Source organism: Streptomyces avermitilis MA-4680 = NBRC 14893, assembly GCF_000009765.2.
GTDB lineage: Bacteria > Actinomycetota > Actinomycetes > Streptomycetales > Streptomycetaceae > Streptomyces > Streptomyces avermitilis.
The window spans coordinates 2,688,668-2,704,477 of the sequence record NC_003155.5; the positions used below are offsets into that span (position 1 = coordinate 2,688,668).

A 15,810-nucleotide genomic window follows, 5' to 3' on the forward strand; every position below is an offset into this window, starting at 1 on the left:
AACCCCAAACACGTTTGCTGCATGGGCGACTTCAAGCCATTCCCACCTCGGCTTTTGGGCTCTTCTTTACCTGAAATGTAAAGTTAACCCTGCAAACAACTTAGGCGCGTTAACGTAGTCAACGACGCCGAGTCGACGCAGCGGGAGAGGAGGCGCATGGTGCGAGGTACGACGGTCCGGTTCGTGCTGACGATCCTCTCCACCGCCCTGCTGGCCCTGCAACTCTTCGCTCCCACCGCGTCCTTCGCGGCCACGCACAGCGACACCCACGCGTCCGCCCCCACAGCCTCGGGCGGATTCGTCGCCAAGCGCGCGGACGAGGTCGCCTCCTGCGGCGAGTCCGAACACCCTGCGGGCCCGACCGGCCCACTGCGCACCCGTGATCGCCACGGCGCCGCCGCGACCTCGGCCTCCGCGCCCCCCGTGCTGGTGTTCATGGGATACGGCTCCCCCGCCACGCACCCCACGGAGGCCGGTGCCGAGTCGCACCGCACCTCCAGATCCTCGACCGCCCACTCCCCCGCGGCACTTCAGGTGTTCCGCTGCTGAGCTGCCCCTTCGGGCACGAACCGGCACGACCCACCCTCACCACGCCACGTCCGCCGAGCGCGTAGACGTGGGGTCATGTCGTCGTACCCGCATCTGCCATGTTCTCGTACGCCGACGCGCCATCGAGGCGCGCCAGGAGGAACTGACAATGCAGCCCCTCATCGATCATGCCCGTGCGCACGGACAGCGCCCCGAGGAGTTCGCCCAGCTGGCCGAGGGCCAGTCACCGCAGGCCCTGTTCATCACCTGCTCCGACTCCCGGGTCGTCCCCGCCCTGATCACCGGCGCCCGGCCCGGTGAGCTCTTCGAACTGCGCACCGCCGGCAACATCGTCCCCCCGTACGCCGCCTCCCAGCACCCCACCAGCGAGGCGGCCACCATCGAGTACGCCGTCGAAGTGCTCAAGGTCACCGACGTGGTCGTCTGCGGCCACTCCCACTGCGGCGCGGTCGGCGCCCTGGTGCGCGGCGACGACCTGACCGCCGTACCCGCCGTGCGCGACTGGCTCGCACACGCGGCTCCCCGCCCGGCAGGCGCGGTCGAGGACCCCGCCGTCACCGAGGCGGTGCAGAGCCACGTCCTGACCCAGCTGCTGCGCCTGCGCTCGTACCCGTGCGTCTCGGCGAAACTGACGAGTGGTCAACTACGGCTGCACGCCTGGTTCTACGAGGTGCACACCGGCTCCGTGCTGGCCCACCGTCCGCAGACCGACACCTTCACGGCCCTGTGAGCGCCGCCGTGCGGTCCCCGAACAGGTTCCTCGTGAAGTTCCCCCATCTGCGGCAGGACTTCGCCGCTTCCCTCGTCGTCTTCCTGGTGGCCCTGCCGCTGTGTGTCGGTGTGGCCGTCGCCTCCGGCGTGCCGGCCGAACTCGGGCTGGTCACCGGCATCGTGGGCGGCATCGTCACCGGGCTGATGCGGGGCAGCAGTCTGCAGGTCTCGGGCCCGGCGGCCGGGCTGACCGTGCTGGTCTTCGAGGCCGTCCAGGAGTACGGGCTGCCCGCGCTCGGCGTCATCGTCCTGGCCACGGGTGCGCTCCAACTCCTCATGGGCGCCCTGAAGCTGGGGCGCTACTTCCGGGCCATCTCGGTCTCCGTCGTCGAGGGCATGCTGGCCGGCATCGGGCTCGTCCTGATCGCGGGCCAGCTCTACTCGGTGGCCGGCGCCAAGGCCCCGGCCTCCGGCCTGGGCAAGATCGCCGGTCTGCCCGAGGCGCTCATAGCGGCGGCCCGGAGCACCGAGGCACTCGCCTCGCTCGCACTCGGCGCCGGGACCGTCGCCGTGCTCGTGCTGTGGCGGCGGCTGCCGCGCAAGGTGCGTACGGTACCGGCGCCGCTGGCCGCGGTCGGCCTGGCCACGCTCGCCGCCGCGGCGTTCGGCCTGCCGGTGGCGACCGTCGAGGTGAAGGGGCTGCTCGGTGCCGTCCAGCCGCCGTCCCTCACCGCCTTCGGCGACCTCGCGAGCGTCGGCCTCCTCGCCACGATCGTCGCCTTCACCCTGATCGCGTCCGCCGAGTCGCTGTTCAGCGCGGCGGCCGTGGACCGGGCTGCACGACGGTCCGCGCACCCAGTACGACAACTGTTCAGCGCGGCGGCCGTGGACCGGCTGCACGACGGTCCGCGCACCCAGTACGACAAGACGGCGGTGATCGTGCGCAGCGCGGCCAACGTCCAGGCGGGCGCGCGGACGAAGGCGTCCCGTGTGCTGCACGGTGTCTGGCTGCTGCTGTTCGCCGCGCTGCTGCCGTCCGTGCTCGCGTACATCCCGATCCCGGCACTCGCGGGCATCCTGGTGCACGCCGGCGCCAAGCTCGTTCCCGTACGGGCGATCGTGACCCTGTGGCGCGAGCACCGCGGCGAGGCACTGATCCTCGTCGTCACCGCGGTGTCGATCGTCGCGGTGAGCATGTTCGAGGGCGTGCTGATCGGGCTCGCGCTGGCCGTCGTCAAGACGGCGTGGGAGGCCTCGCACGTACGCCTCGACGTCATCGACAAGGGTGCCGGGCCCGTCCAGGCGTACCTGTCCGGCAACGCGACCTTCCTGCGGCTGCCGAAGATCCTCGACAGCCTGGAGGCGCTGCCCCAGGACCGCCCGGTCGAGCTGGACCTGGCCGGGCTGCACCACCTGGACCACGCCTGCCGTACGGCCCTGGAGAACTGGGCCCAGCGGCACAGCGGGGCCGGGACCGAGCCGGTGAAGGTCACCTCCGGTTCCTGACGCCCTCGGGCCCGCCGGTACCCGTACCGGCGGGCCCCTCGCTTCTGGGGCCCCGGCGGAATTATCGTTGCAGGAGCAGACATGAAGGGGCCTCTCGAGGCATCCGGGGGCCTCTCGAAGAGGAGGTCGTCATGCTCCAGGAGCTGCTGGTGGCGGCCGTGGCGGCCGGTTCCGCGGGCCTCATATACGTCACGGCGGCGGCGCGGGTCGTCAAGCAGTACGAGCGCGGGGTGGTCTTCCGGCTCGGCAGGCTCGCGGGCGACGTCCGTCCGCCCGGCTTCACGCTGGTGGTCCCGGGCGTGGACCGGCTGCGCAAGGTCAACATGCAGATCGTGACGCTGCCCATCCCCGCCCAGGAGGGCATCACGCGGGACAACGTGACGGTGCGCGTCGACGCGGTCGTCTACTTCAAGGTGGTCGACGCGGCGAACGCGATCATCCAGGTCGAGGACTACCGCTTCGCGGTCTCGCAGATGGCGCAGACATCGCTGCGGTCGATCATCGGCAAGAGCGACCTCGACGATCTGCTGTCCAACCGGGAGAAGCTCAACCAGGGCCTGGAGCTGATGATCGACAGTCCGGCGATCGGCTGGGGCGTGCAGATCGACCGCGTGGAGATCAAGGACGTGTCCCTGCCGGAGACGATGAAGCGGTCTATGGCCCGGCAGGCCGAGGCCGACCGTGAGCGCCGCGCCCGGATCATCAACGCCGACGCGGAGTTGCAGGCGTCCAAGAAGCTCGCGGAGGCGGCCGGAGTGATGTCCGAGCAGCCCGCCGCGCTCCAACTCCGGCTGCTCCAGACGGTGGTGGCGGTGGCGGCGGAGAAGAACTCCACGCTCGTCCTGCCGTTCCCGGTGGAACTGCTGCGGTTCCTGGAGCGGGCGCAGGCCCAGCAGCCGCCCACGCCCGCGGAGTCCGGAGCCGACGGCGCGACCGGTACCCCGGCAGGCACCGGACACGGCACCCCGGCCTACACCGGACCCGGCAGCGCGACCGCCACCGGAGCCGACGGCGCGACCGGCATCGAATCCGGCCCCCGTACCGACACGGGCACCGTCCCTCGCACCGACACCGGCACCGGCACGTGACACGTGCGACGCGCGTGGTTCCGGTGATCCTGATGCCGTGATACACACGGCTGGGTCACAGTCCTGTCCGCCAACAGGAAGGTTGCCCCATGCCCGAAAACGGTCGCCCCGCATCGCGACGTCAGGTACTGGCCCGCAGCGGCGCGTTGGGCGTCTCGATCGCCTTCGCCGGAAACCTCTCCGAGCTCTTCGCGGGCACCGCCGCCGCACAGGACCTCGGCCACCGGGGCTATGGCCCGCTGGTCCCCGACCCGAACGGCCTGCTCGACCTGCCGAAAGGTTTCCGCTACCGGGTCCTGTCCCGCGAGGGCGACCCGCTCCGCTCCGGCGAGGGCCCGGTCCCCAGCAACCACGACGGAATGTCGGCGTTCGCGGGCCGCCACGGCCGCGTCCACCTGGTGCGCAACCACGAGAACCGCGTCACCGCGAAGTTCCCGGTCCCGACGGTCGAGGGCCTCACCTACGATCCGACGGGCAAGGGCGGCTGTACGGCGCTGACGTTGGACGGGCAGGGCCAGGTGCTCTCCGAACGCGTCGCGATCGCCGGTACGGCGGTCAACTGCGCGGGCGGGCCCACCCCTTGGGGCACCTGGCTGACCTGCGAGGAGACCGAGGACAGGGCCGGCACGAACGGCTACACCAAGGATCACGGCTTCATCTTCGAGGTCGACCCGGCGAACCCCCACCGCACCGGCGCCGTACCGCTCACCGCGATGGGCCGCTTCCAGCACGAGGCGATCGCCGTCGACCCGAGACACGGCATCGTCTACGAGACCGAGGACGCGTTCCTCAAGCCCTTCGGCCTCTTCTACCGCTTCCTGCCCCACCGGCCCGAGGGCGGCGTCGGTTCATTGCGCGCCGGCGGCCGGCTTCAGGCGATGCGGGTGCCCGGCGTACCCGACCTCTCCTCGGTCCAGGAGACGGGCGCGGCCTTCGACGGCGTCGAGTGGGTGGACGTACCGGATCCACTGGCCGCCCAAACCCCGGTCAGACTCCAGGACTTCGGCCCGAAGGGCATCACCCACGCACAGAAGCTCGAGGGCTGCTACTGGGGCGGCTCGTGCGTGTACTTCGTCTCCTCCTTCGCCCGCGGCGCGGACGGCTCGGCCGCTGACCACTACGGGCAGATCTGGCGCTACGACCCGTCCGCGCGCCGGCTCACCCTCGTGATCGTCTTCGGCCCGGACACCGACGTACAGCTCCCGGGCGAGTCACCGGACAACATCTGCCTCGCACCCGGCGGCGGTCTGATGGTCTGCGAGGACGGCAACGGCGCGCAGCACGTCTTCGGGGTGACGCGGCGCGGCGAGGTGTACGCCCTGGCCCGCGGCGCCCAGAACATCGGCACCCCCGAGGCTCCGGAGTGGGGCGAGTTCGCGGGCGTCACTTTCTCCCCGGACGGCCGGACGATGTACGTGAACTGCTACACGCCCGGTACGACCTTCGCGGTGACGGGGCCCTGGCGCAGGTGAGGTGCCCTCGGCGGGCCGGGCCGCGGTACGGCACATGCCGCCCGGCGCGCTGACCGCCGACTCGAGTCCGAAGCCCCGGGGCAAGCGCCCCGGGGCTTCGTCGTGAGGTCGTGGGGCCCGCTTCCTCGCACCGGTACGCCCCTGACGCACAGCCGGCCGGGTGGCTTCGTCGTCGTCTTCGCACGGCACGTGCCCTCGGTGGGCGAATAATCACATTTACCCCGATATCTTTATCCGGTGATCATTCTTGTACGCCGTGTCGCCGTCGCCGGTGCCCTGGGCGCCCTGGGAGCCGCGCTCGCCGCCTGCGGCACTCCCGGCGCATCCGGCACCCCGCACGCCGCCGCACGCCCTGCGCACTCGGCGCCCACCACCGCCGCGTCCTCGAAGCCCCCCACCCTCACGCCCGGCCCCTCCGGGCTGACCCCCGTCTTCAAGAACGGCCCGCGCACGCAGGGCAAGACCGTCGCGCTCACCTTCGACGCGGACATGACCGCGGATCAGGGCGCGCGGGCCGCCGCCGGGGAGCATTTCGACAATCCGCAGTTGATCGGCGCACTGCGCGAGCTCAAGGTGCCGGCCACCGTGTTCATGACGGGACGGTGGGCCGACGAATACCCCCAGGAGGCCCGGGCCATCGGCCGCGACCCCCTGTTCGAGGTCGCCAACCACTCGTACAGCCACTACGCCTTCACAAGCGACTGCTACGGCCTGCCGACCGTGTCCGAGGACCGGATGCGGTCCGATGTGGAGCGGGCGTTCGCCGCCTTCGAGAAGGCGGGGGTGCCCCACGTGATGCCGTACTTCCGCTTCCCCGGCGGGTGCTACGACCAGCGTGCGCTGCGCACGCTGATCCCCGTCGGCGTCACCGCGGTGCAGTGGGACGTGGTGAGCGGGGACGCGTTCGCGACGGACGCGGACGCCGTGGCCCAGCAGGTGCTGGAGGGCGTCCGGCCGGGGTCCGTCGTCGTCATGCACTGCACACGGAGCGCGGCCCCGACGACGGAGCGGGCCGTACGGACGATCGTTCCCGAGCTGCGCAAGAAGGGGTTCCGGTTCGTGAAGGTGTCCGAGCTGATCCAAGCGGCCTCGGGCGGGCGTCGATAGGCGGCCGAACGGCCTGTGGCAGCGGTTCACACCGAGCGGCTTACGCTGGGAGCATGAGCGGCGACTACTGCGGTACGGAGACGGCGGGCCCGGCACCCAAGGCGGGCGGTCCGCCGTTCGCCGCGTGTGTGCTGTGCCAGGAGCCGACGGAGTACCCGGAGTCGTACAAGGGGATCACGCTGTGCCCCGTCTGCGCGTGGCAGGAGGCACAGCGCGGCGCCTGCTCAGGATGAGCGACGGGCCGTGCGGGGAGCCGCTTCCTTCCCCCACGAAGACCCGATCTTCGGCCTGGCAGACTGGAGGGCGTGACCAGTGATCCCACCCCCGCCACCCCCGCCACCCCCGCCACCCCGGCCGCCCCGGCCGTCGACGGCAGCGCTCCGCAGGACAGCCCCTTCCGCTCCGAGCGCACCTCCCGTGACGAGGCGCGGCAGTTCGTGCTGCCGCTCGTCGTGCGCATCGAGAAGTCCGCTCCCCCGGCGCGCACGGACGCGCTGGAGACGGCGGCGCGCGCGGTGCTCGTCATCCTGAGCGACGAGCGGTCGCTGGGCGACGGGGAGTGGGCGCAGGCGATGACGGACTGGCAGGACGCCCGGATCCGCAAGGTGGTCCGGCGGGCGCGCGGCGCGGAGTGGCGGCGGGCCGAGGCCCTGCCCGGGATCACGGTGACGGGCAAGTCGGCGGAGGTACGGGTCTTCCCGCCGGTACCGCTGGACGGCTGGCCCAAGGACCTGGCCCGTCTCCAGGTCTCCGGCACCGACCTCGAGGATTTTGAACCGCCCCTGGAGGCGGACCCTTCCGCCCCGGTCCTCCGGCTGAGCCCCGACCTCGACATGTCGGCGGGCAAGGCGATGGCGCAGGCGGGCCACGGCGCCCAACTCGCCTGGTGGGAACTGTCGGACGAGGACCGCGCGGCCTGGCGCGACGCGGGCTTCCCGCTCGCCGTCCGCACGGCGGACCCGTCCCACTGGCGCGAACTCACCGCCTCAGGCCTCCCGTTGGTCCGCGACGCGGGTTTCACGGAGATCGCCCCCGGCTCGTGCACGGTGGTGGCGGACCATCCGGCACTGCGCGGCTGACGCCTCCGGAGGTCACCTGACCCGGCCGCTCGGGCGGACGCCGGAGCGGTGGACTTTGCCGAGCGAACAGAAATCTTTGCCCAAGGCTTGAACATCTCGACAGCACCGTACGTACATCCCGGCACTGGCCAAGCACAGACGCCCAACGACCAGTTGGTTTCATCCGGGAGGCACACTTTGCGGCGTATCAACGGCACCGCCCTCGTCATCGCGGCACTCTTCGCCACCGTCGGCGCGCTGGCGTACCCCGTGTGGTCGTACGCCGACCGTTCCGGAACCGGACAGGCGAACCTCGCCGCCGGGACGGTGAGCACGCGCTGGGGGCCGCTCACCGCCTCCGACCGCGACCTGATCGTCCGGGTGCGACTGGCCGGCCTGTGGGAGCTGCCGGCCGGACAGCAGGCGCTCGAGCGCCCGGTCAGCAAGGCGTTCAAGGAGACGGCCGACCACCTCATCGTCGGCCACACCGATCTCGACAAGCGGGTCCGGATCGTCGCGGCCCAGCTGGGAGTGGAGCTGCCGAACCAGCCCAACCCCCAGCAGCAGGGCTGGCTCCAGGAGCTGAGCGCGGCCAGCGGCAAGGAGTACGAGTACAAGTTCGCGAACCTGCTGCGGTCCGCCCACGGCAAGATCTTCCCGGCCATCGGCGCCGTCCGTAACAGCACCCGCAACACCCTGGTGCGCCAGCTCGCCTCGGACACCAACCAGACCGTGCTCGACCACATCACGATGCTGGAGAAGACCGGGTCCGTCGACTTCGACGCCATCGCCAACGACACGGCAGCCGCCGCGACCGCCAGCCCGACCGGTCCCCCGGCCCCGGTCCCCGGTTCGACGGCGGCCTCGGCGCCGCCCGCCGAGGCGACCGGTGACGTGCAGGTCTCGTCGTCTCCGTCGCCGGGGGAGCCTGGGACGGTCAACACGGGCCGGCCGGATCCCGAGGACTCGGACAACGTGTTGCAGTAGCGGCATCGCGCCCGGCCCCGCGGCCGCTGCGGCCGGGCGCCGGCCGGGCATCGGCCCGGCGGAACCTCAAATGTTCCTCTGAACGTCCCCGGGGCGGGGTTCGGCCCCGAGGGCACGGGCCATGACACCGTCACGCCGGAACAGCGGGCCCGTCGAGGGAGACGGGGCAGCGGAGTCCTGGTGAAGCCGTGGTGGAGGAGGGGACGATGGAGCGACTGAGGACACTGGGGACACTGGGGACGGGGATCGGCTGGCGGCCGGAGATCGCGGACGCCGTGGAGCGGATGCCGGGCATCGACTGGGTCGAGGCCGTGGCGGAGAACGTGTGCCCCGGACATCTCCCCGAGTCGCTGCTGCGGCTGCGGGCGCGCGGCGTCACCGTCGTCCCGCACGGTGTCTCCCTCGGCCTCGGCGGGGCGGACCGTCCCGACGAGGGCCGGCTGGCCGCCCTCGCGGAGCGCGCCGAGGCGCTGGGCTCGCCGCTGGTCACGGAGCACATCGCCTTCGTACGCGCGGGCGGGGCACTGACCGCCTCGCCCCTGCTGGAGGCGGGGCACCTGCTGCCCGTTCCGCGCACCCGCGACGCGCTGGACGTGCTGTGCGAGAACGTCCGCATCGCGCAGGCCGCGCTGCCCGTGCCGCTCGCCGTGGAGAACATCGCCGCGCTCATCTCCTGGCCCGGCGAGGAGATGACGGAGGGGCAGTTCCTGTACGACCTCGTCGAGCGCACCGGCGTACGCCTGCTGATCGACGTGGCGAACCTCCACACCAACCACGTCAACCGGGGCGAGGACCCGGCCAAGGCCCTGGACGAGCTGCCCGTCGAGGCCATCGCGTACGTCCATGTCGCGGGCGGCTTCGAGCGCGACGGTGTCTGGCACGACAGCCACGCCCACCCCGTCCCGCAACCGGTCCTCGACATCCTGGCCGACCTCGCCTCCCGTACGACCCCGCCGGGCGTACTCCTGGAACGCGACGAGAACTTCCCCGAACCGGGCGAGCTGGAGCGGGAGTTGGGGGCGATAAGGAAGACGTTGGAGAAGGCGGGGACGAGGGCGGGGGCTTCGGCCGGAGCCGCGGGGGCCGCGACGAGGACGGCGGCGGAGCTTACGGTGGCGGAGTCGACGGCGGTCGGCGCGATCGCCGGCCCGAGGCGTGGCGGTGCCGACGCGCAGGCCGCGCCTCGGGCGGCCGGGACCGAGGCCCTGAGCGCGGCGTCGACGTCGACGCCCGCCGACCCCGCCCGCCAGCGCCTCGCGCTCGCCCAGGCCGCTCTCCTCTCCGCCCTCGTCGCCGGCACCCCCGTACCCGAGGGGTTCGACCGGGTACGGCTGGGCGTGCAGGCCCGTGCCCTCGCCGCCAAGCGGGCGGACGTGGTCGCGAAGGTCGCGCCGGAGTTGCCGGAGATCCTCGCGGAGGAGTACCGGCCGGCCTTCCTCACGTACGCCCCCGGGCACCCGATGACCGGCGGCTACCGGCGTGACGCCCTCGACTTCGCCGAGCACCTGCTGCTCGCCGGGCGCCCCGAGGACGCGGAGGCCCGGCGCCGGCTGCGCGACTGGTGGCTGGAGCGCTCCGGCCCCACCCCGCCCTCCCGACACCCCGCCGCCCGCCTGGCCCGCGCCACCCGCAGGGTCCTGCTGCGCCGCTGAGGCCGTTGCGTCGCTGAGGCCGTTGCACCGCTGAGGCGCCGTTGCGTCGCTGAGCCCTGTGCGCCGCGCGGTCCCCGGCCCGGCATCCCGAAGGCCACCGGCACGCAGGACCCCAGTACGCCCACCGCAACGGGACGGCAACCGCCTCCACAGAATGTGCCGCGGTTAACATCGCGGCTCCTTCGCATGCCCACGGGATTCATTTGCACCGTTTCACCGTGGATTGCCCTCCACCGCCCCTACCGCGTCCGGGTCCCTCCGCCCCGTAATCCACCCCTTCCTCCCTGTACGGCAGTTGGCGTAGTCCGCGCAGTAATATGCCAAGCCGCACCCGAAGCGCACTAGCGTGCGGTGCCGCAAGCAGGAGGCACACCGACATGCGATCCATCAACCACACCGGACTGTTCAGTGGCACCGGACTCATCATCGCCGGGCTGACCGCGACCCTCGTCGCGCTGATCTTTCCGATCTGGTCGTACGCGGACCGCTCCGGCACAGGCCTGGACACCCTGAGCGCCCAGACCGTGTCGACGAAGTTCGGCCCGCTGTCCGCCCTGGACCGGGAGTTCGTCACGAAGGTCCGGCTGGCCGGCCTGTGGGAACTGCCCGCGGGGCAGCAGGCACAGGACAAGGGCACCACCCAGGCCGTGCACACGGCGGGCGAGCACCTCGTCGAGGGCCACACGTTCCTCGACGCCCGGGTCCGCAACGTCGCCGCGCGTCTGGGGCTCGAGCTGCCCAACCAGCCGAACCCACAGCAGCGTCAGTGGCTCGCCACCCTGAACTCGGCGCAGGGCGAGACCTACGACCGGGACTTCGCCAACATCCTGCGCCAGGCCCACGGCAAGGTCTTCTCCGTCGTCGCCCAGGTCCGCGCGGGCACCCGCAACTCCCTGGTGCGCGACCTCGCCGACGACGCGAACACCACCGTCCTCGACCACATCAAGGTCCTCGAGGCCACCGGCCTGGTCGACTTCGACGCGCTGGCCCGGGACGCGGCCACCTCCGGCCCGCCCCCGCTCACCAGTTCCCCCGCCCCGCCGGGACCGAAGGCCTCACCGAACTCCCCGATTCCGGTCACCCCCTCGCCGACCTACACCCTGCCGCCCGCCGCCTCCAGCCCCAGGCCCTCCGAAAAGAACTGACCAGCGCCGGAACGGCACCAACCCGCTCCCGGTACAACGCCCGCACGACGCCCGTACGACGCCCGCACGACGTCAAACGGAACGTCACATACCGACAACGCTCCGTCCATATCGTGGAAACCCCGTGGCGCTCGGGCACCTGTTCGCATAGAAAAACGCCATGTTCTGGGTCCTTCTCCTGCTCCTGGCGTGGGTCGCCGCCGGCACGTCCTGCACACGCCTGTGCCTGGCCGCCGTACGCGCCGCGGCCGTCGACGCGAACGCCGCGCGCGGCCACGCCCTGACGCTGTACGAGGCGGCGTTCCTGGCCGGCGGCCCGAAGCGGGTGGCCGATCTGACGCTCGTCGCGATGGCCCGTCAGCGGCGGCTGCTGCTCGCGCACACCGGCTGGGCGACCGTCGTGGACCCCAACGGGCGGGACGAGATGGAGCGTTCGGTGCTGGGCGCGATAGGCCCGGAGGGGCAGTCGCGGATAGCGCCGGTGCGCCGGACGACCGCCGCCGCCGACCCCGTGCGCTCGCTCGCCGACCGGCTCGTCACGGCGGGCCTCGCCGTGCCCGACGGCGCGCGTACGACCGTCGCGGGCGCCGTCCGCCAGGTGCAGGCCGCGTCCGCGGCCGTCGCCGCGCTGGGCGCGGTCGCCGTACTGATGCCCGCGGAGGCCGCCGAGGAGCAGATCCCGGTCGTCGTCTGGTTCGCGCTGCCCCTGCTCCTCACGCTGAGCTGTCTCGCCATCGCCCGCGTCGAGGTCCACCCGTACACGCGCTGGGCGTCGCCGGCCGGCCAGCGGCTGCTCGGCGCCCTGCCCCGGCACGCCGACGAAGCCGGCGACGACCGTACGTATCTCACCTCCGTCGCCGTACGCGGCATCCGCGCGATCGGCGAACCGGAGCTGCGCGCCGCCTTCACCCACCGGGAGCGCGGCTGACGGCCCCTCACCGATCAACGGCCCTCACCGATCAAAGGGACGCCCGATGAGAGCCGCCGCCCCCTGCACCGCCGCCGGGTCCTTGCTCCTGACGGGCCTCGCCGCCGCACCGGCGGGCGGCGTACCCGCCGCGCCGGGCGACCCCGAACTGCGCGGCACCGTCACGGTCCCGCTCGACCACGCGCGCCCCGGCGGCATGCCCGCTGGTGGCTGTCAGGCGAGCCCCGCCACCAGCTCCGCCACCGACTTGCGACGCCCCGTGTAGAACGGGACCTCCTCGCGGACGTGCATACGGGCCTCGGAGGCGCGCAGGTGGCGCATGAGGTCGACGATGCGGTACAGCTCGTCGGCCTCGAAGGCCAGCATCCACTCGTAGTCGCCGAGGGAGAACGAGGCGACCGTGTTGGCGCGCACGTCCGGGTAGCCGCGGGCCATCTTGCCGTGGTCGGCGAGCATGCGGCGGCGGTCCTCGTCGGGCAGCAGGTACCAGTCGTAGGAGCGCACGAAGGGGTAGACGCTCACGTAGTTGCGGGGCGTCTCGTCGGCGAGGAACGCCGGGATGTGCGAGCGGTTGAACTCGGCGGGGCGGTGCAGCGCCATGTTCGACCACACCGGCTCCAGGGCGCGGCCCAGCTTGGTGCGGCGGAAGAGGTTGTACGCCTCCTGGAGCTCGTCGCTGGTCTCGGCGTGCCACCAGATCATGAGGTCGGCGTCGGCGCGCAGCCCCGACACGTCGTACGTACCCCGGATGGTCACGTCCTTGGCGGCGAGCTGGTCGAACAGCTCCTGGACCTCGTCCGCGTAACCCGCGCGGTCCTCGGGCAGTACGTCCTTCAGCTTGAAGACCGACCACAGGGTGTAGCGGATGACCTCGTTGAGGTCCTTGGCCAGCTTGCCCTTGTTCGGGATCCTGCCGGACTCGGTGGTGGGGGCGTCGTCACTCATGGGGCTATTCTCCCGCTCCGCCGTGCAGGCTCTGCACCGGGTGGGCACTCAGCTCGTCCAGCCCCGCGCGGTCGCCGCCCAGCTGCTCCACGGCGGCGTACGCGCCGGCGATGCAGGCCGGGATGCCGACGCCGTCGTACGCCGCGCCGCAGACGGCGAGGCCGGGCAGCTTGGCGACGTGGTCGCGGATGCGGGCCACGCGCGCGTGGTGGCCGACGGGGTACTGCGGCAGGCCGTCGGTCCAGCGGGTGACGCGGCTGGCGACCGGCGTGGCGGCCAGGCCGGTCGCCTCGCGCAGGTCGTGGCGCGAGACGTCCACGAGGCCGGCGTCGTCCCGGCCGAGGATCTCCGTCTCGCCGTACCGCCCGACCGACGTGCGCAGCACCAGCAGGTCGGGGTCCTCGTCCGCGATCCAGCCCCACTTCTGGGAGGCGAACGTCGATGCCTTGATGGTGCGCCCGTCGACGGGAGGCACGAGGAAGCCGCTGCCTTCGGGGAGGCTGGTCCCACTGCGGCGGTAGGCGAGGGTGACCAGCGCCATGGACGCGTACTCGACGCCGGCCAGCTCGGCCGCGGCGGCGGGTGCCTCGGCGCGCAGCAGCTCGGCGGCGGCCGCGGCGGGCAGGGCGACGACCACGGAGTCGGCGTGCAGCACACGACCGCCGGCGACCAGCCACCCACGCGGCCGCCCGCCCTCGGCTCTGCGCAGCTCGGTCACCGGCGCCCCGGTGACGATCTCGCCGCCCCGCGCGCGCACCGACTCCGCGACCGCGAGCGGCAGTTGCCCGACGCCGCCCTCGATGCCCATGAAGACCGGGCCCGTCTGCTGGGCCGCGGCCGCCTTCTCCTGGAGCTCGCGGACCACCTCCGTCAGCGACGCGTGCGCGTGGATCGCGGTGAAGAGCTGGGGGACCGCCGAGCGCATCGAGAGGCGGTACGCGTCGCCCGCGTACACCCCGCCCAGGAGGGGCTCGACCAGGCGGTCGACGACCTCGCGGCCGAGGCGCGCCGCCACGTACTCCCCCACCGCCACGTCGTCGCCGACCTCCGTGCGGGGCAGGTCGGCGTCGCGCTCGATGCGGCGCAGGCCCTCGTCGCTCAGCACGCCGGCCAGCGCGGACGCCGTGCCCGGGACGCCCATGACGTGGCCCTTGGGCATGGGGCGCAGGGCGCCGCGGGTCCAGATCGACGCCGAGGCGGTGGCCGGGGGGCGGAGGCGGTCGGCGAGGCCCACCTCACGCGCGAGGCCCACCGCCTCGGGGCGGCGCGCGAGCATCGACTCGGCGCCGAGGTCGACCCGGACGCCCTCGATCTCGCCGGGCAGCAGCTTGCCGCCGAGGCGGTCCGACGCCTCGAGCACGGTCACGCGCGCGCCACGGTCCAGCAGCCGGTGCGCGGCGGCCAGCCCCGCGATCCCGCCCCCGATGACGACGACCTGCCCCATACCCGTGCGCGTCTGAGTTGTGCTCATGTCCCCACTTTGTCAGACCTCACTGACAGTCCGGGCCGGGGGCCCGGTGACCTGGGTGAGTCCGGACCGTGACCGCGCCGGGACCAGTGTCCTCGGCGAGTCCCGACCGTGATGGCATCGGGACCGGATCCGGCCAACGTTCCTGGCGGGCCGGGCGTCGAAGAAGCGTCAGGCACGACGACTTCCGGGGGTAGCCCACATGCAGACAGCACGCACCGTACGACCTGTTCGGGTCCTGGCGGCCCTGCTTTTGACCTCCGCTCTCGCGCTCGCGGGGTGCAGCGCCGCCGACGACGGCGGCGGCAGCAGCTCGGACGCGAAGGCCGCCGCTCCGGGCGCCCAAAAAGGCGCGGCCGACAGCGGCTCGGCGAGCGGCGCCAAGGCCTCCGGCGCGCCCAAGCTCACCGCGAGCGCCATCATCCGCACCGCCTCTCTGACGGTGCAGGTCAAGGATGTGCCCAAGGCCCTCGACGACGCGCGTACGACCGTCGAGACGGCGGGCGGCTTCATCGGCAACGAGAGCACCAGCCGGGACGCGCGGGGCCACGAGCGCACCCGTGTCGTCCTGCGTGTGCCCAGCGAGAAGTACGACCAGGTGCTCGGTGACCTGGAGGGCACGGGCAAGCTCATCGACCGCTCCCGTAAGGCGGAGGACGTCACCGACCAGGTCGTCGACGTGGAGAGCCGCATCAAGTCGCAGCGCGCCAGTGTCGCCCGGGTCCGCGAGCTGATGGACAAGGCGACCAAGCTCAGCGATGTGGTCAGCCTGGAGGGGGAGTTGAGCAGCCGTGAGGCCGACCTGGAGGCCCTGCTGGCCCAGCAGGCGTCCCTGAAGGACCGCACCAGCCTGGCCACCATCACGCTCTCCCTGTCCGAGACCCCGGTGAAGAAGGCGGCGGCCAAGGACGAGGACCCGGGCTTCCTGGACGCGCTCGCGGGCGGCTGGCACGTCTTCGTCACGCTGCTGCGCTGGATCGCCCTGGCGTTCGGCGCGGTGCTCCCGTTCGCGGCGGTCGCGGCGCTGGTGGTGTTCGTGTGGGTGCGGCTCGTACGGCCCCGGCTGCCGCGCCGTCCGGCCCCGGCGACGACCGCCGCACCGGGTGCGGTTCCCGGCTTCCCCGCGCCCTCGCCGGCGCCCGCGCAGCGGCCCGCGGAGGGACGGGAAGAGCACTGACCGGCCCCGGCCCCGGC

Annotated in this window: 16 protein-coding genes; 14 read left to right on the plus strand and 2 right to left on the minus strand. The window is 72.5% G+C overall.

The annotated features are described in order from the left end of the window. The first annotated feature begins 156 nt into the window (after window positions 1-156). The 13 genes from SAVERM_RS11585 to SAVERM_RS43045 all read left to right on the plus strand — a co-directional run bounded on the left by SAVERM_RS11585 (window position 157) and on the right by SAVERM_RS43045 (window position 12,468). Window positions 157-549, plus strand: a complete 393-nt coding sequence (locus SAVERM_RS11585) for a hypothetical protein (RefSeq protein ID WP_010983649.1) — start codon at window positions 157-159, stop codon at window positions 547-549. Window positions 550-697: 148 nt separating this feature from the next. Next, on the plus strand, window positions 698-1,279 hold the full coding sequence (locus SAVERM_RS11590) for a carbonic anhydrase (RefSeq protein WP_010983650.1): 582 nt from the start codon (window positions 698-700) through the stop codon (window positions 1,277-1,279). 32 nt (window positions 1,280-1,311) lie between these two features. Continuing rightward, window positions 1,312-2,766 carry a SulP family inorganic anion transporter gene (locus tag SAVERM_RS11595; protein WP_244905197.1) on the plus strand — a complete coding sequence of 485 codons (1,455 nt, stop codon included), beginning with the start codon at window positions 1,312-1,314 and terminating at the stop codon, window positions 2,764-2,766. A gap of 131 nt (window positions 2,767-2,897) precedes the next feature. Further along, window positions 2,898-3,854, plus strand: a complete 957-nt coding sequence (locus SAVERM_RS11600; RefSeq protein ID WP_010983652.1) for a slipin family protein — start codon at window positions 2,898-2,900, stop codon at window positions 3,852-3,854. An 89-nt stretch (window positions 3,855-3,943) separates the two neighbouring features. Beyond that, a complete protein-coding gene (locus tag SAVERM_RS11605; protein WP_010983653.1) occupies window positions 3,944-5,326 on the plus strand; it encodes a PhoX family protein in 1,383 nt (460 codons plus the stop codon). Window positions 5,327-5,563: 237 nt separating this feature from the next. Then, window positions 5,564-6,433, plus strand: coding sequence for a polysaccharide deacetylase family protein (locus SAVERM_RS11610; RefSeq protein WP_010983654.1), 870 nt, complete (start codon window positions 5,564-5,566; stop codon window positions 6,431-6,433). A 53-nt stretch (window positions 6,434-6,486) separates the two neighbouring features. After that, the gene (locus SAVERM_RS11615; protein WP_010983655.1) at window positions 6,487-6,666 is read left to right on the plus strand and encodes a hypothetical protein; all 180 of its coding nucleotides are present in this window, start codon (window positions 6,487-6,489) and stop codon (window positions 6,664-6,666) included. A gap of 72 nt (window positions 6,667-6,738) precedes the next feature. Continuing rightward, complete coding sequence (locus SAVERM_RS11620) at window positions 6,739-7,512, plus strand: aminoacyl-tRNA hydrolase (protein WP_010983656.1); 774 nt, start codon at window positions 6,739-6,741, stop codon at window positions 7,510-7,512. A gap of 177 nt (window positions 7,513-7,689) precedes the next feature. Next, window positions 7,690-8,478, plus strand: coding sequence for a DUF4142 domain-containing protein (locus tag SAVERM_RS11625; protein ID WP_010983657.1), 789 nt, complete (start codon window positions 7,690-7,692; stop codon window positions 8,476-8,478). A gap of 206 nt (window positions 8,479-8,684) precedes the next feature. Then, a complete protein-coding gene (locus tag SAVERM_RS11630) occupies window positions 8,685-10,130 on the plus strand; it encodes an MbnB/TglH/ChrH family RiPP precursor modification enzyme (RefSeq protein WP_037650004.1) in 1,446 nt (481 codons plus the stop codon). A 377-nt stretch (window positions 10,131-10,507) separates the two neighbouring features. Then, window positions 10,508-11,275: a DUF4142 domain-containing protein gene (locus SAVERM_RS11635; RefSeq protein WP_010983659.1), complete on the plus strand. Its 768-nt coding sequence runs from the start codon at window positions 10,508-10,510 to the stop codon at window positions 11,273-11,275. Window positions 11,276-11,435: 160 nt separating this feature from the next. Next, window positions 11,436-12,203, plus strand: coding sequence for a TIGR04222 domain-containing membrane protein (locus tag SAVERM_RS11640; protein ID WP_010983660.1), 768 nt, complete (start codon window positions 11,436-11,438; stop codon window positions 12,201-12,203). Between the two features lie 46 nt (window positions 12,204-12,249). Then, window positions 12,250-12,468 (plus strand): hypothetical protein, encoded by a 219-nt coding sequence (locus SAVERM_RS43045; protein ID WP_042492952.1) that lies wholly within the window; start codon window positions 12,250-12,252, stop codon window positions 12,466-12,468. Here the strand turns inward: SAVERM_RS43045 and hemQ are convergent. Further along, window positions 12,417-13,148, minus strand: a complete 732-nt coding sequence (gene hemQ / locus SAVERM_RS11650; RefSeq protein ID WP_010983661.1) for a hydrogen peroxide-dependent heme synthase — start codon at window positions 13,146-13,148, stop codon at window positions 12,417-12,419. The genes SAVERM_RS43045 and hemQ overlap by 52 nt on opposite strands. A 4-nt stretch (window positions 13,149-13,152) precedes the next feature. Further along, window positions 13,153-14,619 carry a protoporphyrinogen oxidase gene (hemG, locus tag SAVERM_RS11655; protein WP_062804691.1) on the minus strand — a complete coding sequence of 489 codons (1,467 nt, stop codon included), beginning with the start codon at window positions 14,617-14,619 and terminating at the stop codon, window positions 13,153-13,155. A gap of 199 nt (window positions 14,620-14,818) precedes the next feature. On the opposite strand from hemG, the gene SAVERM_RS11660 reads away from it, so the two are divergent. After that, window positions 14,819-15,793, plus strand: coding sequence for a DUF4349 domain-containing protein (locus tag SAVERM_RS11660; protein WP_010983664.1), 975 nt, complete (start codon window positions 14,819-14,821; stop codon window positions 15,791-15,793). Window positions 15,794-15,810 lie beyond the last annotated feature (17 nt).

Bases quoted from the DNA above. Each gene is read 5' to 3' on its own strand.
- hemG (WP_062804691.1), bottom strand. From the start codon at position 14,619: ATGAGCACAACTCAGACGCGCACGGGTATGGGGCAGGTCGTCGTCATC.
- SAVERM_RS11640 (WP_010983660.1), top strand. From the start codon at position 11,436: ATGTTCTGGGTCCTTCTCCTGCTCCTGGCGTGGGTCGCCGCCGGCACG.
- SAVERM_RS11600 (WP_010983652.1), top strand. From the start codon at position 2,898: ATGCTCCAGGAGCTGCTGGTGGCGGCCGTGGCGGCCGGTTCCGCGGGC.
- SAVERM_RS11585 (WP_010983649.1), top strand. From the start codon at position 157: ATGGTGCGAGGTACGACGGTCCGGTTCGTGCTGACGATCCTCTCCACC.
- SAVERM_RS11605 (WP_010983653.1), top strand. From the start codon at position 3,944: ATGCCCGAAAACGGTCGCCCCGCATCGCGACGTCAGGTACTGGCCCGC.
- SAVERM_RS11590 (WP_010983650.1), top strand. From the start codon at position 698: ATGCAGCCCCTCATCGATCATGCCCGTGCGCACGGACAGCGCCCCGAG.
- hemQ (WP_010983661.1), bottom strand. From the start codon at position 13,148: ATGAGTGACGACGCCCCCACCACCGAGTCCGGCAGGATCCCGAACAAG.
- SAVERM_RS11630 (WP_037650004.1), top strand. From the start codon at position 8,685: ATGGAGCGACTGAGGACACTGGGGACACTGGGGACGGGGATCGGCTGG.
- SAVERM_RS11635 (WP_010983659.1), top strand. From the start codon at position 10,508: ATGCGATCCATCAACCACACCGGACTGTTCAGTGGCACCGGACTCATC.
- SAVERM_RS11660 (WP_010983664.1), top strand. From the start codon at position 14,819: ATGCAGACAGCACGCACCGTACGACCTGTTCGGGTCCTGGCGGCCCTG.
- SAVERM_RS43045 (WP_042492952.1), top strand. From the start codon at position 12,250: ATGAGAGCCGCCGCCCCCTGCACCGCCGCCGGGTCCTTGCTCCTGACG.
- SAVERM_RS11615 (WP_010983655.1), top strand. From the start codon at position 6,487: ATGAGCGGCGACTACTGCGGTACGGAGACGGCGGGCCCGGCACCCAAG.